A 19,735-nucleotide genomic window follows, 5' to 3' on the forward strand; every position below is an offset into this window, starting at 1 on the left:
ATCGGAAGGCCATGTCGTTGTCCTCTCTGGATGGGCTATCCCTATCAAGGGGCAACGATGGCGGAATCTACGGGTGAGTCACCCAGACTTGACCACCGCCCTCCCACGGAGGGGAGTTTCGGATGGCGCGGGCGGGCGCTGGGCTCTTCGGCGGATTTGGGTCGGGTTCGGTACCGCCAGGTTCGGTACCGCGAAGGAAACTCTCGTCCTTGGATCCAGATTCGGAGGCCTCAGAGGCTCAGGGAGGGGGCCCCGAGTACTTGCTCATTCATGGCGGGCTACATGTTCCGTCGATACTGGCCGCCCACCTCGTAAAGGGCGGCCGACATCTGGCCCAGGCTGGCCACCTTGGCCACTGAGAGGAGGCTGGCGAACGTGTTGCCGCCTTCTAGCGCCGCCGTCTGGAGGGATTGCAGGGCTTCTGGGGTTTCAGGGGCGCTTCGTTCCTGAAAGGCCTCTCGGCTTCGGATCGCGTACTGCTTCTCTTCCTCGGTCGAGCGGATCACCTCGTCCGGGATGATCGTCGGGGAGCCCTTAGCGTCCAGGAACGTGTTCACTCCTACGATCGGGAGTTCGCCCGTGTGCTTCAGGGTCTCGTAGTAGTGGGACTCTTCCTGGATCTTCGAGCGCTGGTACATCCGCTCCATCGCGCCGAGGACTCCGCCGCGTTCCGAGATGGAGTGGAACTCCTTCATGACGGCTTCTTCGACCAGGTCGGTGAGTTGCTCGATGATGAACGAGCCCTGGATCGGGTTCTCGTTCTTCGAGAGGCCCAGCTCCGTGTTGATGATCAGCTGGATGGCGAGGGCTCGGCGGACGGATTCCTCGGTGGGGGTGGTGATGGCCTCGTCGTACGCGTTCGTGTGCAGCGAGTTGCAGTTGTCGAAGAGAGCGTAGAGGGCCTGGAGGGTCGTCCGGATGTCGTTGAACGCGATCTCCTGCGCGTGCAGGGAACGGCCGCTCGTCTGGATGTGGTATTTCAGCTTCTGGGCGCGGGAGCCGCCGCCGTAGAGCTCTTTCACGGCCTTGGCCCAGATGCGGCGCGCCACGCGGCCGATCACGGAGTACTCGGGGTCCGTGCCGTTCGAGAAGAAGAAGCTCAGGTTCGGGGCGAACTCATCGATGCTCATGCCCCGGCTCAGGTAGTACTCCACGTAGGTGAAGCCGTTCGCGAGCGTGAGGGCGAGCTGGGTGATCGGGTTCGCGCCCGCCTCGGCGATGTGGTAGCCGGAGATGGAGACCGAGTAGAAGTTCTGGACCGTGTTCTCGACGAAGAACTGCTGGATGTCGCCCATCATCCGCAGGGCGAACTCGGTGCTGAAGATGCAGGTGTTCTGGGCCTGGTCCTCCTTCAGGATGTCCGCCTGGACCGTGCCTCGAACGGTGGAGAGGGTCTCGGCGCGGAGCTTCGCGTAGACGTCGGCGGGCAGGACCTCGTCCCCCGAGAGACCGAGGAGCATCAGGCCCAGGCCGTCGTTGCCCTCGGGCAGCTCGCCCTGGTACGAGGGGCGCGCGAGGCCCTTGTCGTCGTACTTCGCCTTGAAGGCCGCTTCGACGTCGGCCTCGAGGCCGTGCTCCCGGATGTACTTCTCGCAGGTCTGGTCGATCGCCGCGTTGAAGAAGAACGCGAGGATCATCGGCGCCGGGCCGTTGATCGTCATGCTCACCGAGGTGCTCGGTGAGCAGAGGTCGAAGCCGCTGTAGAGCTTCTTCGCGTCATCCACCGTGGCGATCGAGACGCCCGAGTTCCCGACCTTTCCGTAGATGTCCGGGCGCGGAGCCGGGTCCTCTCCGTAGAGGGTCACCGAGTCGAACGCCGTGGAGAGGCGCGCGGCGGGCATCCCCTTCGAGACGTAGTGGAAGCGGCGGTTCGTTCTCTCCGGGCCGCCCTCCCCGGCGAACATGCGCGCGGGGTCCTCGCCCTGGCGCTTCAAGGGGAAAACGCCCGCGGTGTAGGGGTAGGAGCCGGGCAGATTCTCCTGGGAACGCCAGCGCAGGATCTCGCCCCAGTCCTGGAAGCGAGGGAGCGCCACGCGCGGGACCTTCGTGCCGCTCAGGCTGGTGGTCGTGAGCGGCTGGGACAGCACCTTCCCGCGGACCGTGAACTCGAACACGTCGCCGCTGTACTGCTCGCGCAGGGCGGGCCACTCCGAGAGCGACTTGACGGCGCGGCCATCGAGTTCGGTCTTGAGCTCCTGGTAGCGCTCGATCAGCGCGACGACGGCAGGCAGATCGGAATCGGTGGCGGTGAGTTCCGGGAGAACGTCGAGGGTCGGCTTCTGGCCCCGGAGGGCGAGAACCGAGCCGTGCAGGTTGAAGAGCTGACGCGCGATATCGCTCTGTCGCTCCACCCACATGTCATAGCGAGCCGCGCTCTCCTTGATCTCATCGAGGTAGCGCACGCGATCCGCGGGAATGACCGAACGCTCGTCGTGATCCTCGGTGACGAGGTCCTCCTTGTGCGGCTTCAGCGGCGCGCCTGTCTTCTCGACGATCGCCTCCATCAGGGCGATGTACAGACGGTTGGTACCCGGGTCGTTGAACTGGCTCGCGATCGTGCCGTAGACCGGCATGTCGTTCGGGTCCGCATCCCAGAGATCGCGCGCACGCTGGACCTGCTTCTTCACGTCACGGAACGCGTCGAGGCTGCCGCGCTTGTCGAACTTGTTGATCGCGACGATGTCGGCGTAATCGAGCATGTCGATCTTCTCCAGCTGCGTGGCGGCGCCGTACTCGGCCGTCATCACGTAGAGGCTCGTGTCGCTGTGGTCCGTGATCTCGGTGTCGGACTGGCCGATGCCGCTCGTTTCCACGATCACGAGGTCGAAGCCGGCCGCCTTCGCGATATCGATCGCGGACTGCACGTGCTTGGAGAGCGCGAGGTTCGCCTGGCGGGTGGCGAGGCTCCGCATGTAGACGCGCTCGTCGTCGATCGCGTTCATGCGAATCCGATCACCGAGGAGGGCGCCGCCCGTCTTGCGCTTGCTCGGGTCGACGCTCAGGATCGCGATCGTCTTCTCGGGCTGGTCCCGTAGGAAGCGGCGGACCAGCTCGTCGACGAGACTCGACTTGCCGGAGCCACCGGTGCCGGTGATGCCGAGGACCGGCGTGGTCGCGCTGCCAGGCAGCTCGCCGAGGGCGGCGCGGATCGTGTCGGCGGCGCCGGGCTCGTTCTCGGCGGCGGAGATCAGTCGCGCGATGGCGCGCGGGTCGCGGCCGGGGAGGAGCGCGAGGGCCGCGTCGACGCTGAGCTGGCCCTCGGCCACGCGGTCGCACTGGGAGAGCAGATCGTTGATCATCCCCTGGAGGCCCATGGCGCGGCCGTCATCGGGGCTGTAGATGCGAGCGACGCCCGCGGCGTGCAGCTCCTCCATCTCGTCGGGCAGGATCGTGCCCCCGCCGCCGCCGAAGACCTTGATGTCGGCGCCGCGCTCCGCCAAGAGCTCGACCATGTACTTGAAGTACTCGACGTGGCCGCCCTGGTAGGACGTGAGCGCGATCCCGTGGGCGTCCTCCTGGATGGCGCAGTTCACGATTTCCGCCACCGAGCGGTTGTGGCCGAGGTGGATCACCTCCGCCCCCGAGGACTGGAGGATCCGACGCATCACGTTGATGGCGGCGTCGTGCCCGTCGAAGAGGGACGCAGCCGTCACGATCCGGATCGGATGCTTGGGCTTGTAGGGGGCGACGGGCTCGGATGCGGACGTGAAGATGGCCATTATGTCAGCCAAGGTAGGCTGACGGGGCCGCGGCGGCAATCGGTGGTCCGGTGTCTCCGTGACAACCGCGCCATGCGCCCCACGACGCTGAATGATCGGGCACATTCTCAGTAGATCCGGGCAGCGAGCTCCCCTGGACGGCGAGACGCACGGTGGAAGGCCCTGGGGGCTTTCCATCGGACCTACATCCTCGCTTTACCCAGGGCCGTCACCTTGACCTCGCCATCTCTCCCCGAACCTGACCGCGCGGATCACGCATCCGCGCCCGAACACCCGAGGCAAGCCATGAATCATTCCGCTAGCAACACACTCCGCAGCCGCGAGCAAACCGAGCCCATGACCCTCGAGCCCGAGCGCACCAACGGCGAGGATCGGACCGCTCAGCCCGACGACAGCTCCACCCTCGGCCAGGGCAAGCAGCGCCGCGCCACCACGGGGAGACGCGGCTGGTTCGGTGGCGATGAGAGCCAGTCGATCGCCTTCTACGGCGAGTACTACCGCTGAGAGGACTGCCGGGCGCCCGGGCGCCCGCTCAGCGCATGCTGCGGCAAAACGCCGTGAACTCCGCGATCGCCCCGTTGACCTCGTCGGCGGGGCCGATCAGCTTCACGAACGCCGACTCCCCATCCAGGGTCGCGATGGTCCCGACGAGCGCTGCGTCGCTCACCTTCTCACCGCCCATGGGCGTGTAGCTGCCCTCCACGTGCATCGTCGGGGCCAGCGTTCCGAGCACGGGCAGGAGCGGAAGCTCCGCCAGCTCCTCCTCGGTCATCTCCGGCGTGCCCATCTGCATGTTCCAGCGTTTGAAGTTCGGCAGCACACCGCCGCCATCGCCCCCCAGGAACGTCACGGTGCACTTCGAGTCCGCGCCGACCTGGTAGGCGGCCGCGCTGAACTGACCGACCTCCATCGGCTCCCAGCCCCCGGGCACCCAGCCCTCGAGCTTCCGCTTCTTGGAGCCGAAGGAGCCTTCCGCTTGCTCGGGCCAGAGGTTCTCCACGAGGAAGCCGCGCGTTTCGCGCCAGGCCTTGGCCGCATTCTCGGCGTCATAGCGCCCGCTGGAGGGGTTCGCGAAGGCGTGGGCGGCGTCGTACTGGCGCAGCGTCAGGTCCTTGCCCGCGGCCTTCATGGCGTCCTTGAACGCAGCGACGGCGGCCGGCGGGATCGAGCCGTCCTCGTTGCCGAAGACGCCGAGCAGCTTCGCCTCGATGGGCTTCAGCTCCTCGGGCTCGGTGACGAGCTGGCCGTAGTAGATGACGGCGGCGTCGAGTTCGGGCTCGGCGATCGCGAGCTCCAGGGACCAGTGCCCGCCGAAGCACCAGCCGATCGACGCGGTGCGCTCGGCCTGGACCGTGCCCTTCGGATCGGTGAGGTAGTCGTGGGCCGCGAGAAGCTTCTTGATCGCCTCGTCCTTCTTCACGGAGCGCATCGCGTTCATGGCTCCCTCGCGATCGGTGGCGACGACGCCGCCGTAGAGGTCCACGGCCAGGGCGGTGTAGCCATCGGAGGCGAGGCGGTCGGTCCAGTGCTTCACATGGTCGTTGAGGCCCCACCATTCGTGGATGACGATGACGGCGCCGAGGGAGGTGCCGAGTTCGGGGCGGCTCAGGTAGCAGTCCATGCCGCCGACTTCGACGGCCTCGCCGGTGAGGGCGGGGGCCTCGGCGTCGGTGAGCTCGTGGAGGGCGGCGAAGCTGGCCTCGTCGAGGACGCCGGTCCAGTCCATGGCGCCGTCGTCGGAGGTCGCGGCGGGCTGAGCGAGGAGTGCGAGGGCGAACGGGAGAGCGAGGGTGTGGAGCATGGCGGTGAGGGCTGGGATTCAGGGGTGGGGGGGCGCGGGGGGGAGGGCAGGATAGCCCCGGCGATCGCCGCCACCGGGTCGTGGCTCACCATTGGACCGGCAGCGCGTGAAGCTCGCCCGGGAAAAGCGGGCTTCACCCGGCCGGGTCCTCACTTCACCTGGATCTCGAGCTGCGCCTTGTGCCGGGTCGTCGAGCTGTAGTCGGGGCCGGGCTGGCCGGGATCCTTGACGGTGGCTTGCTCGCCTTCGCCTTCGCCCTTCAGCTCGAAGGAGGCGAGGTGTGCGGCGGTGACGTTCCAGACGAGTTCGCCTTCGACGGTAAACGTGGTCGTGGTGGTCTCGGTGGCGGTGCCGTCGGCGACGGGGACCTGGGCGAGGTCGGTCGCGCGGGTGCCTGTCTCGACAATGTCTCCGGAGAGCGAAACCGTGCAGAAGACGGTTTCGTCCTCGGTTCGGAGGTCGATGACGGTGAGTTCGAGGGTGCCTTCGTAGGTGTTGCTGGCGGGGCCGGGGACGTTCTCGGCGGCGTCGGAGGGCCAGTTCCAGGGGAGCGACTCGCTGAAGTCGAGGATGGCCGCGACGGCGGAGGCGTCGGCTTCCCAGGTGGCGCCCATGGCGACGGGCTCATCCGGGAGGAGGCCCTCGAGGTGGAGTTCGGGGCGAACGCGGGCGAGGAACTCGTCGTCCAGCTTGGACTCCGGATCGGCCCAGCGGGCGACGACTTCGCCGTCTTCGTCGAGGCCCAGGAGGAAGGGCTGGTCGTCGAGGGGGCTGGAGGCCTCGGCGGCGAAGTCGGTGGTCTCGCCGGAGTAGGTGAGGCTCATGTCGAAGGCGCTGGTGAGGTCTTCGAGGGTGCGCTTGCGCCAGGGGCCGGTGATGTCGTTCTCGCCGGGAAGGAAGTGATCCGTGACGGTGGCGGTCGTGCTGGCGGTGAACTCGAACTCGAGCTTCGGGAGGAACTGGGCGGGGACCTCGTTGCCGTTCATGACGACCTGGAGGTCGCCGCCCTGGATGGTGCGAAGGATCTCGACGGCGTAGGTGCTGACCGTGCCGGAGGTCGGGGCGAGCTGGAGCTTGACCGTGTCGTCGGAGTGGGTGGCGCCGAGGCTCAGCGAGGCGGCGAGGGCGGTGATGAGTGGGGCTTGCATGGCGGCTTGGTGAGCCGGTGGCGCGGTTCCCTTCGCGAAAAGCGTGAGATTCGAGGGGTCCTGGCCGCATGGCGGCGCTGGGCCGGATTCAATTCCGGTCCATGCCTTCCTCCAGCAAGAAAGGAGCCGCCGGATCCGGGCCGCTTCCGGACGATCTGCGGCTGCCGCATCCGGACCGGCTCAGCCCTGGGGCCCGCGGCTACGACGAGGTCTGCCAGAGACATGAGGCTGCGATGGCGGCGGGACTACCCCTCTACGAGGATCCGTCGACGGGGCTCTGGGTGATGACGGCGGCGACGCTCTGGGGGCGCCCATGCTGCAACAACCGTTGCCGGCATTGCCCGCACCTGGAGAGATGAAGCGGGTTTCAAGGCGACGGGAAAAATCTCGACCAGGGGCCCTGGGGTCTCAGCGTGATGCACCAAGATGCCTCATATGTAGAGCAATGCGCGGTTCGTCGCCCACGTATGGGCGTGCTGCGCCAAACTGCTCCTGACGGTCCGAGACTCTCCACTCTCCCCCCCCCCGGTCGTCGACTCTCCCTGTATATGCTGAATCAACCGATTGACCCCTCTGAGCGCCCTGTTTCGGTGCCTCGCCAGATCAGCCATCTTCCTCAGATCGTGCTCTTCACGATCTGTGCCCTGACGCTCCTCGTGGGCCTATCGGGCTGAGCCTGATCCGGCCCGCAGAAGGGCCTCGGCGGCGGCATGCCGCGCCTCGGTAATTTCCCCATTGATGGCGTCCAGCCCGGACTCGAACAGTTCAAGTTGCTCCTCGGAGTAGCCGTTCCGGTCGAAGCCGTGGGCGTTCCTGAAGTCCTTCAGGAAGTGATTACGCTTGCGGTCGAGGGCATCCTGGCGCTTGACCCAGGCGGCCATCACGTCCTTCAAAGAGTCCAGCTCCACCGCTCGGTCGCCGAAGAGCTTGGCGTAGAGCTCCTCAGCGCGGGGCGAGAGGTCGAGGACGACGCTGGGTTTCTCACCGAGGCCGCAGCTGGCGCTGCCCGCGCTGAGCAGGGTCGCGCCCGCCTGGTCGCCGCGGGAGCGGTAGACCGCTTCCTGGAGGAACGATTCGGCGAGCGCGATGGGATCCGCATCCATGGGATCGATTAGCAGTGTTTGGCGTAGGCCTCGGCGAGGCTGCGTCCGACCGAATCGGCGCCTTGACCTTCGATGTCGTGGCGTTGGATCATGTGGACGAGCTGACCGTCCTTCATGAGGCCGATCTGGGGCGAGCTGGGCTGGTACGGCTTGAAGTACTCGCGAGCGCGCTCGGTGGCTTCCCTCTCCATGCCGGCGAAAACCGTCACGACGCGGTCGGGCTTCTTGCCCTCGAGCATGGAGAGCCGGAGGCCCGGCCGAGCCGAACCTGCGGCGCAGCCGCAGACGGAGTTGACGAAGACGAGGGTGGTGCCCGGCTGCTTCATGGCCGAATCCACGTCCTCGGCGGTCAGGAGCTCCTGAACGCCAATCGAGGTCAATTCGTCACGGAAGGGCTGAACCATCTGGGGGTCGTACATCGCAAGGCGGGGCCCGAAGCCCCTCTCAATTCAGGTAATGTGCAGCGCAAGGCTAGAAGGGCCAGGCGCACGAAGATCCTAGCCCGCCTCCCCTCCCCGGTGAACCCCAGTCCCCGGGAACGCGAGCCCCACAACCCCTCCCCCAGGCGACACAAACGGACCAGGTACATCCATTCCGGAACAAACGGACCAGGTACATCCATTCCGGAACAAACGGACCTGGTCCGTTTGTTCCGGAATGGATGTACCTGGTCCGTTTGTGTCGCCTGGGGGAGGGTTTGAGGGGGAGGGGGTGATTTTTGACCGGGAAGGGCCGATGGAGTCTCATGGGGTCGGAGACCTCCCTCGTTTGATCACCCGCCTCCTCATCCTTCTGCTCTTCGCCCTCCTTCAGGTGGCGATTCCTGCTCGCCTCCATGGCGAGGGGGGTGGGCTCGATCTGGACTCCGGGGCGGGGTGTTCTTGCTGCGCCGTGGCCGACGCGGGATGTGGCGGTTGCTGCGGAGGAAGTGGGGACGAGGGTTCTCACGGTGACGGCGGGGCTTGCCTTTGTGGTGAGGTGCCATTGACCGGGCCCTGCGTCGCCCTTCTGGTCAGCGGAGTCCCCGAACTGGAGCGGGAGATCGTGGCCGGGGCCTGGGTTCTCGCTGCGCCTGGCTTTCAGGTGCTCCACGACGCGGACTTGCGTGTCGTCGAAGGGTTGGCTCACGTGAGGGTGAGGGCGCGCGCGCCTGATCCGCCTCCGCGCGTACTGATCGACTTCACACGGGTCTACCGGATCTAGAGACGACGGGATCGTTCGTTGCCCTCGCGCCTGGCGCGGGTGGCGCGTTGGTTCGTTTTCTCTTGTCCGTTGACCCTGGACTCCCATGTCTCTCTGGAACGAGCGCTTGCGCTCGGGCTCTTTCTCGGTGGCTGCGCTCCTGTGTGGCTGCGCCGCCTCCTACGACTCCCGGCCCGTGGCCGAATCGGCTTCTGAATTTCTCGCGGCACAGGTTCGCGAGGAATGGGCGAGCGTCAAAACGGAACCGGGCGTCGAGTCGCTCTACGCCGACGCAGATCTCGACGCCTACATCGCGTATGCCGTCGTTCACCATCGCGGACTCGAAGCTACGTTCGAGCGCTGGCGCGCCGCGGCCGAGGATGTCGGGGTTCAGTCCGGATTGCCCGACCCCAAGCTGAGCTACGGCGAGTTCCTCCAGGAGGTTCAGACCCGGACCGGGCCCCAGCGGCGGACACTTGGGATCAGCCAGGCGTTTCCGTGGCCGGGAACGCTCGACGCTCGCGCGCGCGTCGCGGCGCGGAAGGCGGATGTTTTTCGCGCGGAAATGGATGCCGAGCGCTGGAAGGTCGCCACGCGCGTGGCCACCGCGTTTCACGACTACGCGTTCCTCGGGAAGGAGATCGAGATCACTCGCAGCGTTCTGGAGCTCGTTCGCGGACTCGAGCCCGTGGTTCAGGCACGCGTTCGAGCAGGGGCGGGGCAAGAGGATCTGCTGCGGATTCAGGTCGAGATCGGTCGGCTCGAGGATGATTTCCAGCGCGTGCAGGAGCGGCGGCGCGTCCTCTCCGCTCGCCTCGGCGACGCCATGAACCTCGCGCCAGCGGACTCGAGGCTCCTTCCACTGCCGCAGCAGCAGGCGTTCGATGAAGGGGATGCGCTCGATCGCAACGCGCTCCTCGCGCGCGCGCTCGAAGAGAACCCGCGCATTCGCACGCTGCACGAAAAGCTCCGCGTCGCGCGCAGCGTTCAGGACCTCGCGGAGTTCGCCGGGCGGCCCGATCTCAGCATCGGGTTCAACTACATCCAGACCGGGGATGCGGTCAACGGTTCCACCCGGGGGAGCGGCGACGACCCGCTGCTCTTGACCGCGACCGTCGGGCTTCCCGTCTGGCAAGGGCGCTACGCGGCCGAGCGCCGCCGCGCCGATCATGGTATTCGGGCCGTGCAGGCGGAACTCGAGGCGGCGCGCTCCTCGATCCGCGCCGAATTCGAGGAGGTCGTCTTCCAGTTCCACGACGCCTCGCGACGCACGCGACTCTACCGCGACTCGCTATTGCCGCGCGCGCGTGAAGCCGTGCAGCTGACCACGACCGCCTATCGCGCGGGCAGCGCCACCGTTCTCGATCTCCTCGACTCGGAGCGCGCGCTCCTCGAGTTCGAACTCATTTACCGGCGCGCGATCCACGACTACCTCCAGGGGCGAGCACGCCTCCTGGAGATCACCGGAGGACAGGACTCATGAGCAAGTTGATTCAAGGACTGGCGCTGGCGGCTGGCGCGGCTGCGCTGTTCGCGGCGGGCCGTTGCTCGCAGGGAAGCGGGGACACACGCGCAGCGGGCATGGACGAGCACGCGGGACATGCGCACGCTGAAGCGGGCAAGGTCGAATCCGCGCCCGCGCTCTGGACCTGTCCCATGCATCCGCAGATCCAGCTCCCGGAGTTAGGTCCCTGCCCGATCTGTGAGATGGATCTCGTGCCGATGGTGGCCGGCGGGGACGACGATCCGCGCGTGCTGCAGATGACCGAGTCCGCGAAGGCGTTGGCGGGAATTCGTACGGTCGCCGTCCGGCGCAAGAACGTCACGCGACCCGTTCGCATGTCCGGCAAGGTCGACTTCGACGAGACCGCGGTGCGTACGATCTCCGCGTGGGTGGCAGGGCGCGTGGAGCGGCTCTTCGTCGACTACACGGGCGTGCGGGTGAACGAAGGAGACCACCTCGTTTCGCTGTATAGCCCGGCACTCCTGAGCGCCCAGGAAGAGCTCATCGGCGCCAAGGCACGCGTCGATTCGGCCGAGACGGAGTCCAGCGAATTCCTCGCCGAGAGCACCCGCGCCTCCTATCGGAGCGCGCGCGAGAAGCTGGGGCTGTGGGGGCTTACCAAGGCCCAGATCGACGTGATCGAGGCGAGCGGCAAGGCCAGCGACGAGATCACGCTGACGTCGCCGACCACTGGCGTGGTCACCAAGAAGCTCGTCGAAGAGGGCGCGTACGTTTCGACCGGGACCGAGATCTATCAGATCGCAGACCTCGGGCAGCTCTGGCTCCGGCTCGATGCGTACGAACAGGATCTTGCGTGGCTGCGGTATGGCCAGCCGGTGCTCGTCGAGGTCGAGGCGCTGCCGGGCGAAACCCTGGAAGGGCGTATCTCCTTCATCGATCCGTTCATCGACGAGACGACGCGGACCGCCAAGGTGCGCGTGAATATCGACAACTCGGGCGGGCGTTTGAAGCCGGGGATGTTCATTCGCGCGGTGGCGAACTCGCGCATCGGCGCCAAGGGGCGGGTGCTCGATCCTTACCTCGCGGGCAAATGGGTCAGCCCGATGCATCCGGAGATCGTCAAAGATGGCCCGGGGGTGTGCGATGTTTGCGGGATGGACCTCGTTCCTGCGGAGGAGCTGGGGCTCGTCGAAGGCGTCGAGTCCGGGACGGAGAAGCCGCTCGTGATCCCGACGAGCGCGGCGCTTGTGACCGGGCGGCGGGCCGTCGTGTATGTCGAGGTACCCGGGCGCGAAGATCCCACGTACGAGGGGCGCGAGGTGGTCCTCGGGCCGCGTGCGGGTGACGAATATCTGGTGCTGGAAGGACTCGAGGAGAACGAGCGCGTCGTGATGCAAGGCGCGTTTCGCCTCGACAGCGCGATGCAGATCCGCGCGAAGCCAAGCATGATGTCAGAGCCCGGGGATCGGCGCGAGCTGAAGGGGCCGGAGGTGGATCTCTTTCGGGAGTCGCTCGATGGGCTGTACGGCGCGTACCTGGATGTTCAGGCCGCGCTGGCCGATGACGACGAGGCGGCCGCGCGGACCGCGCTGTCGCTGGTGCCGGAGGCGCTCGCCGCTGTGTCGGCGGCGGGGCTGCGCGCAGGGCCGCGGACGCTCTGGGTCGAAGAGCAGCGCGCGATCGACGACGCGTATCGGAAGATGGCCGCGACCGACGGTATCGACGCGCTCCGCGTGCCTTTCGAGGACCTGTCGAAGGCGATGCTGACGGTGGCGCGGGAGTTCGGGCACGCGCGCGAGGCCGACCTCAGCGAAGCGTACTGTCCGATGGCGTTCGACGACAAGGGTGCCGCGTGGCTGCAGGTCGGCGACGTGATCGACAATCCGTACTTCGGGGCGTCGATGCTGCGGTGCGGCGTGGTGCGCGAGACCATGACAGCCTCCGGCCATGACCACGGGTCGGTGCGCTAGATGGTGGCCAGGCTGAAACCGCTGGAGCCGAAGGGAGCGCTCGCCACGGGGATGGCGTTCTTCCTGGAGAACAAGCTCGTCGTCGCGCTACTCGTCGCGTTCGTCGTCGGCTGGGGCGTGCTCGTCGCTCCATTCGACTGGGAGGTCCGCGGCGTCGTGCGCGACCCCGTGCCGGTGGATGCGATCCCGGATACGGGCGAGAACCAGCAGATCATCTTCACGGGCTGGCCGGGGCGTTCGCCGCAGGACGTGGAGGATCAGGTGTCCTATCCGCTGACCGTCGCGCTGCTCGGCGTGCCCGGCGTGAAGAGCATCCGCAGCTCTTCGATGATGGGCTTCTCGTCGATCTTCGTCATCTTCGATGACGACATCGAGTTCTACTGGTCGCGCAGCCGGCTGCTGGAGAAGCTCGGAAGCCTGCCTTCGGGGACGTTGCCGGAGGGCGTGCAGCCGCAGCTCGGCCCGGACGCGACGCCGCTCGGTCAGGTGTTCTGGTACACGTTGGAGGGGCTCGGGAGAGATGGCAAGGCTGTCGGCGGCTGGGACCTTCAGGAGCTCCGGAGCATCCAGGACTGGCAGGTTCGGTACGCGCTGTCGAGCGTCGAGGGCGTGTCGGAAGTGGCGTCCATCGGCGGGTACGTCCAGGAGTACCAGATCGACGTGGACCCGGATGCGCTTCGTGCGAACGGCGTGGCGCTGGCGGATGTGTTCCGCGCGGTGAAAGCGTCGAACGTCGATGTCGGCGCGCGGACCATCGAGGTGAACCGCGCCGAGTACGTGGTGCGGGGTCTGGGCTTCATCGAGAGCCTGGAGGACATCGAGGACATCGTCGTCGGAGGCGCGGAGAACGTGCCGATCACCGTGCGGCAGGTGGCGACCGTGCAGCGCGGGCCGGCGCTGCGGCGAGGCGCACTCGACAAGGGCGGGGCCGAGGCCGTGGGCGGCGTCGTGGTGGTGCGCTACGGGGCGAACCCGCTGGCGGTGATCCAGGGCGTGAAGGCGAAGATCGAGGAGATCGCCGCGGGGCTTCCGAGTCGGACGCTGGACGACGGGACGGTTTCGCGGGTGACAGTGGTGCCGTTCTACGACCGGTCGGGGCTGATCTACGAGACGCTCGAAACGTTGAACGAGGCGCTGCTGCTCGAGATCCTCGTGACCGTGATCGTGGTGCTCGTGATGGTCGGTCATCTCGGAAGCGCGGCTTTGATTTCGGGGTTGTTGCCGCTGGCGGTGCTGCTTTGCTTTGGCCTGATGAAGGTGTTTGGGGTCGATGCGAACATCGTGGCGCTGTCGGGGATCGCGATTGCGATCGGGACCATGGTGGATGTTGGGATCGTGCTGACCGAGAACATCCTGAAGGAGGTGAAGGAAGGGGAGACGCGGAGCGAGCGGCTGGCGAGCGTGTTTCGCGGTGCGTCGGAGGTGAGCGGCGCGGTGCTGACGGCGGTGCTGACGACCGTGATCAGCTTTCTGCCGGTGTTCACGATGGAAGGGGCCGAGGGGAAGCTGTTCAAGCCGCTCGCCTACACGAAGTCGTTTGCGTTGATCGCGTCGATCGTCGTCGGGCTCGTGGTGATTCCGGCGGTGGCGCATCTGCTGCTCGGGCGCGGACGGGATGAGGTGGCTTCCGGTCCGAAGCGGCGGTGGCCGCGCTTGCCGGAGAGCGTGTCGCGCTGGTCGAGCCTCGTGGTGGCGGTCATGGTCGGGGTGCTGCTGGCGCGGCTGTGGCAGCCGCTCGGGCCGGAACGCGCGGTGGGGAACCTGGTTTTCGCGCTGGGGTCGCTGGCGGCCGTGCTGCTGCTGTTCCAGGTGGTGGTCTGGGTGTACGAGCCGGTGCTCAGGTGGTGCCTCGGGAACAAGCTGGTCTTCTTGAGCTTGCCCGCGGCGATCGTGCTGCTCGGGAGCTTCGCGTGGCTCGGGTTCGAGCGCGTGGCGGGGTCCGTGCTGCCTGGATCTGTCATGGGCACGGCGCCCGCGCGGTCGATGGCGCGTGCGTTTCCAGGGCTCGGGAAGGAGTTCATGCCCTCGCTCGACGAGGGGTCGTTCCTCTTGATGCCGGTGACCATGGCGCACGCTTCGATCGGGGAGGCGTTCGACCTTTTGCAGCAGCAGGATCGGTTGATTCGGGCGATTCCCGAGGTCGAGGACGTGGTCGGGAAGATCGGGCGCGTGGACAGCGCGCTGGATCCGGCGCCGATCTCGATGGTCGAGACCGTGATCACCTACAAGGATGAGTACCGGCGGGGCGAGGAAGGTGAGCTCGTGCGTCAATGGCGCGATGAGATCCAGAGCGAGGACGATATCTGGAAGGCGATCGAGGTAGCGGCGACGGTGCCGGGGATGACGACGGCGTCGAAGCTGCAGCCGATCGAGACGCGGCGGATCATGCTGCAGACGGGGATGCGCGCGCCGATGGGGGTGAAGGTCTACGGGCCGGATCTGGAGACGATCGAGGAGGTGGCGCTCGAGTTCGAGGAGCTCTTGAAAGAAGTGCCTTCTGTGCGGCCGGCGACGGTGTTTGCGGATCGATTGATCGGGAAGCCCTATGTCGAGATCGATATCGATCGGCAGGCGATCGCGCGGTATGGGCTGCTCGTGCGCGACGTGCAGGACGTGATCGAGGTGGCGATCGGTGGAAAGGAGCTGACGCAGGTGGTCGAGGGACGGGAGCGGTATCCGGTTCGGGTGCGGTACCAGCGGGAGCGGCGGGATGACCTGGAGGCGCTGGAGGGGATCCTGGTGCCGACGAAGGGCGGCGCGCAGGTCCCGCTGGGCCAGATTGCGGAGATCCGGTACACGCCGGGGCCGCAGAACATCAAGAGCGAGGAGACGTTCCTCGTCGCGTATGTGCTGTTCGATCGCGAGCGAGGTGTGGCGGAGGTCGACGCGGTGGAGGACGCGCAGGCGTACTTGAAGGAGGCGATCGCCTCGGGGCAGTACTCGCTGCCTGCGGGTGTGTCGTATCGCTTCGCGGGTACCTACGAGAACCAGCAGAGAGCGTCGGCGAAGCTACGGGTGGTGCTGCCGCTGGCGCTGTTCGTGATCTTCATGATCCTCTACCTGCAGTTCCGCTCGGTGTCGGTGACCGGCTTCGTGTTCAGCGCGGTGTTCGTGGCGTGGTCGGGCGGCTTTCTGATGCTGTGGCTTTACGGCCAGAGCTGGTTCCTGGACGTGAGTGTGCTGGGGGTGGACCTGCGCGAGCTCTTCCAGATCGATGTGCAGAACCTGAGCGTGGCGGTCTGGGTGGGCTTCCTGGCTCTGTTCGGGATCGCGACGGACGACGGCGTCCTGATGGCGACCTACATCGGCCAGCGCCTGGAGGCCTCGGACTGCAGAACGCGCTCGGAGGTGATCGAAGCCGTGGTGGAGGCCGGCAAGCGCCGCATCCGCCCCTGCTTGATGACCACCGCCACCACGACCCTGGCCCTACTCCCGGTCCTGACTTCGACCGGCCGGGGCTCGGACGTGATGGTGCCGATGGCCATCCCCTCGGTGGGCGGCATGCTAATCGCCCTGATCACGATCTTCGTCGTCCCAACGCTCTACTGCTGGAGAGAGGAGCGCCGCTACCGGAACGTTTGAACCAGGTCCGTCCATTCCGATACAAACGGACCAGGTCCGTCCATTCCGGAACGTTTGCACCTGGTCCGTTCATTCCGGAATGAACGGACCAGGTGCAGACGTTCCGGAATGGACGGACCTGGTCCGTTTGTGTCGCGTCAGGGGGGGGTGTCCTTGAGGGATTGGAGGCGGTCGGAGTAGGCTCGGCCCACTTCGTTTCTGCGGAGGAGGGCGAGGACCTGGCGGGGGTTTTCTGGGGAGACTACTGGGAGAGCGGAGACGGCCCTTCTCGTGAAGAGGCGCTGGACGTCGTGCAGGGAGTCGTTGGGGGTGATGGTGGCGACCTGGTCTCGCATGAAGTCGCCTGCGATCACCACGTCCAGGGCCTCGTGCTCCAGAAAGATGCGGCGCAGGTCGCTCAGGGAGAAGATGCCTACGAGTTCGTTCTTCTGGTTCACCACCGGGAAGTGCGTGTCGCGCGCGTTCGAGACGATTTGCATCGTGCGGCGGAGGGTGGTGTGCTCGGGGATCAGGGTCGGGGTCGAGGCCTGGTCCAGGATGTCCGAGACCTTCAGGCTCTGGAGGACATCCACGATGTAGTCGCCCGTGTGAGCCGGGGAGTCGAGGGGGCGATTCACCTGGGAGGGGTAGATCGACCAGCCCGTCGAGAAAGCCATGTGGACCACGGACACGATCATCAGAGGCGCGAGGAGGGCGTAGTTGCCCGTCATTTCCGAGACCATCACCACGGCCGCGATCGGGGTCTTTCCCACACCTGCGAAGAAACCGCCCATTCCCACGAGGGCGAACGCCGCCGGGTCCAGGTTCAGGCCCGGGAACAGACGGTCGCCCGCCAATCCCACGAAGCCGCCCAGCATGGCGCCGATCGTGAGAGCGGGCGCGAAGACGCCGCCGGCGCCGCCCGAGCCGACCGTCACGGCGGTCGCTGCGATCTTGAAGAGGAGGAGGAGCGCGAGAACCGGTACCGCCACCGTTCCCTGGAGCGCGGCGCCCGCGATGCCGTACCCGCCGAACGAGATCCCAAGACCCGGCGTGACCTGGCCGATCAAGAGCGCCATCACTCCGATGATCGCGCCCCCGACCATCGGACGGAGCACCCTGGGGAGTCTCTTGGATCGCTCGAAGAACGCCGTCGTGCCGCGCACCGAGGCGACGAAAGCCCCGCCCAGGACAGCGCAGAGCAGGCCCAGAACGAAGTAGACGCCGATCTCTGCGAGGCCCCCGAACTGAAGGGAATGGAGGATCTCCGGTGGGATCTCGATCGCCCGCTTCGCTCCCAGGATCGACGTGAAGACGGCGTAGGCCACCGACGAAGAAACGACGCACGGGATGATCGCGTCGCCCTCGAACTCCTCGCGCCGGTACATCACCTCGGGGAGGTAGAGCGCCCCGCCGAGCGGCGAACCGAACAGCGCGCCGATTCCCGCGCTTGCGCCGGCCATCAGGAAGAGCCGCCTGTCCCGGTCGGAGAAGCCGAGCGCCGTGCTCAGGGAGCTCCCGATGCTCGCCCCGATCTGCCCGACCGGGCCTTCCTGTCCCACCGAACCGCCCGAACCGATCGTCAGCGCCGACGTGATGGTCGTCACGCTCGCCACGCGCTTGCGGACCCGGCCCTTCATGCGGTGGAAGGAACGTACCACCGATTCCGCCCCCTCACCGTCGCTCTCGGAGCGCGTCCATTTCTTGATCAGGCCGACCCCGAGGCCGCCGAGCGCGGGCACCACCAGCACGAGCGCGGGATTCGACCCCGGCATGATTCCGCCTTCGACCGTCCCCGCGACGCGACCGAACAGCTCGGCCGTGGCGAGGTCGACGAGGAGGTGAAAGACGACGGCCACCAGGCCACCGATCGCGCCGAGCGCGGCCGACAGCGCGATCCATTTCGCAAAGCCGCTCAGCTCGAATTGCTCGCCCCAGCGCGCCAGCCGCTTTTGCATCGGCGTCGAAGGTTCTCTCTTCCTGGTGGGCATCGAGGGCTACTCGCTCTCGAGCGGCGGCCAGAGACGCTCCCGCTCCTCGCGCATCTGACGACTCAGCTCACGTAGGATTGGCATCTCGTCGAGCAAGGCGATCGCATCGATGTTCAGCTGGCAGACCGCGCAGATGGGGCGCACGCCGCGGTAGCTCATGATGTCCATCTTCTCGAGGACGATGTCTTCGATGCCGTGTTCCGCCGCGTCGAGCGGCTCGCCGTCCTCGTCGAAGCCGAAGAAGTGCTTTACCTCTGCGGGCGTACGCCGGCAGAGATAGCAGCGATCCGGACCGTCCCCGACGGCCTCGAAGTAGTTCTGAAACTCGTCTTCGATCTTGTCCGTCACACCAGCTCTCCTTCGGGAACGCGCTCCACGTCGAGGGGGCGTTCGCGCCTGTCGGTGATCCCGTAGACGAGCTTGATCGGCTCATCGCCGAAGACCTGGCGCAGGTGCGTGAGCTCGGCCTGGAGCGCGGCCGTGCTCCTGGAGCCCTCGGGCACGACGATCGCCGCCACCGTCTGGTCCATGACGGTCCGGCCGACGGCGCGCACGAACTTACCCTCGTGGCGCCCAACCTCGGCCATCTCCTCGCCGACCAGTTCCGCCGCGTCCCGCTGCATGTGGTCGAGGATGAAGTCGAGGCGCGCGTCGTCGAAGAGCCTCGCAAAGTCCGGCTCGACGAACTCCGACAGCACGCGCTTGCCTCGGCCAGCGTGCACCAGGGAAAGGTGCGGCTGCAGATGCCGGAAGTGGAACGCGAGGAAGCGATCGTTGATGCGGTACCGCCCCTTCCTCGAACGCAGCGGGTCGGGGTCGGTGATCGGCACCTCGCGCTCGACGAGCCGCAGCTCGCGGAGCACGTGCAGGTACTTGCCCGCCGTCGGGGTGTCGACGCCCACGTGCAGGGCGATATCGCCGATTCGGTGCACGCCACGCGCCACGGCGGCGAGGATCGAGTTGTAGGTGTGCGGCGTCGTCAGCTCCGAGCGCAGGAGGAACTGGACCTCGTCGAACAGATAGCCCTCGGGGCGCAGGATCTCGGCGGCGACGTTCTCCGTGATGGTCCGGTTCTCGGTAAAACGCCGCAGGTAGGCGGGCATCCCGCCGACGATTGCGTACGCCATGATCGCCTGGCGGACGCTCCAGTTCGGGAAGAAGTCGATCGCTTCTGTCGGTCGCAGCGGCTCGAGGCGGCGCTGGCCCGTGCGCCGGCCAAAGAGCGGAGAGCGCTCCGCGAGCACCTCCTTCTCCATGAAAGACACCTGGCTCCCGCAGAGCACGAGCATGATCGACGACTTCTTGCCCTTCATGTCCCAGAACTGCTGGATCTGGCTCGGCAGGCCCTTGCTCGAATCGCAGAGATAGGGGAACTCGTCGATCACGAGGATCAAGCGCTGGTCGCCCGCGCGCTCGGCGGCGAAGCCCAGCGCCGTCGGCCAGTCCGGGAACTCGATCCCGTCGAGCAGCGGGTCGCCGCCAAGTCCGTCGCGCAGCGCTTCCTTGAAGCTGCGCAGGCTGTCTTTCTCGCGGACCTGGGCCGCCTGGAAGTAGACCGCGCGGTGCTGGCCTCCGCAGAGGCGCTGGAGCAGCTCGGTCTTCCCGACCCGCCGCCGCCCGTAGAGCACGAACATCTCCGGCTTGCCGGAGTTCGCGAGTTCCTCGAGGACCGCCAGCTCGTCGCTGCGGCCGATGAACGGCGGTTCGGTGTGGTTCGGGCTGGCCATGGGATCAGATGATACGCGCGAAGGCGCCCAGGACCGAGGTCCGGAGCGCCTTCGCGGCGGGATCCTTG

General features: G+C 66.8%; 13 protein-coding genes. 5 read left to right on the forward strand and 8 right to left on the reverse strand.

All coding sequences use genetic code 11. The annotated features are described in order from the left end of the window. Positions 1 to 278: 278 nt before the first annotated feature. Positions 279 to 3,719 (reverse strand): methylmalonyl-CoA mutase family protein, encoded by a 3,441-nt coding sequence (locus Poly30_RS03275; protein ID WP_145194594.1) that lies wholly within the window; start codon positions 3,717 to 3,719, stop codon positions 279 to 281. Between the two features lie 285 nt (positions 3,720 to 4,004). On the opposite strand from Poly30_RS03275, the gene Poly30_RS03280 reads away from it, so the two are divergent. Then, the gene (locus Poly30_RS03280) at positions 4,005 to 4,223 is read left to right on the forward strand and encodes a hypothetical protein (RefSeq protein ID WP_145194595.1); all 219 of its coding nucleotides are present in this window, start codon (positions 4,005 to 4,007) and stop codon (positions 4,221 to 4,223) included. A gap of 28 nt (positions 4,224 to 4,251) precedes the next feature. Here Poly30_RS03280 and Poly30_RS03285 read toward each other — a convergent pair whose 3' ends face one another. After that, positions 4,252 to 5,520 carry a dienelactone hydrolase family protein gene (locus Poly30_RS03285; protein WP_145194596.1) on the reverse strand — a complete coding sequence of 423 codons (1,269 nt, stop codon included), beginning with the start codon at positions 5,518 to 5,520 and terminating at the stop codon, positions 4,252 to 4,254. Between the two features lie 149 nt (positions 5,521 to 5,669). Next, positions 5,670 to 6,668, reverse strand: a complete 999-nt coding sequence (locus Poly30_RS03290) for a hypothetical protein (protein ID WP_145194597.1) — start codon at positions 6,666 to 6,668, stop codon at positions 5,670 to 5,672. Positions 6,669 to 6,769: 101 nt separating this feature from the next. Between Poly30_RS03290 and Poly30_RS03295 the strand changes: the two genes are divergently transcribed. Continuing rightward, the gene (locus Poly30_RS03295) at positions 6,770 to 7,027 is read left to right on the forward strand and encodes a DUF5522 domain-containing protein (RefSeq protein WP_419190899.1); all 258 of its coding nucleotides are present in this window, start codon (positions 6,770 to 6,772) and stop codon (positions 7,025 to 7,027) included. Positions 7,028 to 7,330: 303 nt separating this feature from the next. Here the strand turns inward: Poly30_RS03295 and Poly30_RS03300 are convergent, their stop codons facing one another. Next, entirely contained in the window at positions 7,331 to 7,771 is a 441-nt protein-coding gene (locus Poly30_RS03300; RefSeq protein ID WP_145194598.1) for a hypothetical protein, read from the reverse strand. A gap of 8 nt (positions 7,772 to 7,779) precedes the next feature. Further along, on the reverse strand, positions 7,780 to 8,190 hold the full coding sequence (locus Poly30_RS03305) for a BrxA/BrxB family bacilliredoxin (protein WP_145194599.1): 411 nt from the start codon (positions 8,188 to 8,190) through the stop codon (positions 7,780 to 7,782). Positions 8,191 to 9,059: 869 nt separating this feature from the next. Between Poly30_RS03305 and Poly30_RS03310 the strand changes: the two genes are divergently transcribed. From Poly30_RS03310 to Poly30_RS03320, 3 genes are read left to right on the forward strand one after another with little or no spacing between them, the layout of a single operon-like run. Next, on the forward strand, positions 9,060 to 10,436 hold the full coding sequence (locus tag Poly30_RS03310) for a TolC family protein (RefSeq protein WP_145194600.1): 1,377 nt from the start codon (positions 9,060 to 9,062) through the stop codon (positions 10,434 to 10,436). Beyond that, entirely contained in the window at positions 10,433 to 12,388 is a 1,956-nt protein-coding gene (locus Poly30_RS03315; protein ID WP_145194601.1) for an efflux RND transporter periplasmic adaptor subunit, read from the forward strand. Before Poly30_RS03310 ends, Poly30_RS03315 begins: the two co-directional genes overlap by 4 nt. Further along, complete coding sequence (locus Poly30_RS03320) at positions 12,389 to 15,970, forward strand: efflux RND transporter permease subunit (protein WP_145194602.1); 3,582 nt, start codon at positions 12,389 to 12,391, stop codon at positions 15,968 to 15,970. A gap of 137 nt (positions 15,971 to 16,107) precedes the next feature. On the opposite strand, the gene Poly30_RS03325 is transcribed toward Poly30_RS03320, so the two are convergent. Genes Poly30_RS03325 through Poly30_RS03335 form a run of 3 tightly spaced genes read right to left on the reverse strand, consistent with a single transcriptional unit; the run spans position 16,108 to position 19,667 of the window. Further along, positions 16,108 to 17,907 carry a chloride channel protein gene (locus Poly30_RS03325; RefSeq protein ID WP_419190900.1) on the reverse strand — a complete coding sequence of 600 codons (1,800 nt, stop codon included), beginning with the start codon at positions 17,905 to 17,907 and terminating at the stop codon, positions 16,108 to 16,110. Positions 17,908 to 17,946: 39 nt separating this feature from the next. Continuing rightward, positions 17,947 to 18,288 carry a hypothetical protein gene (locus tag Poly30_RS03330; protein WP_145194604.1) on the reverse strand — a complete coding sequence of 114 codons (342 nt, stop codon included), beginning with the start codon at positions 18,286 to 18,288 and terminating at the stop codon, positions 17,947 to 17,949. Then, positions 18,285 to 19,667: an AAA family ATPase gene (locus Poly30_RS03335; RefSeq protein ID WP_145194605.1), complete on the reverse strand. Its 1,383-nt coding sequence runs from the start codon at positions 19,665 to 19,667 to the stop codon at positions 18,285 to 18,287. Before Poly30_RS03335 ends, Poly30_RS03330 begins: the two co-directional genes overlap by 4 nt. Between the last annotated feature and the right edge of the window lie 68 nt (positions 19,668 to 19,735).

Source organism: Saltatorellus ferox, from assembly GCA_007751475.1.
Taxonomy (GTDB): domain Bacteria; phylum Planctomycetota; class UBA1135; order UBA1135.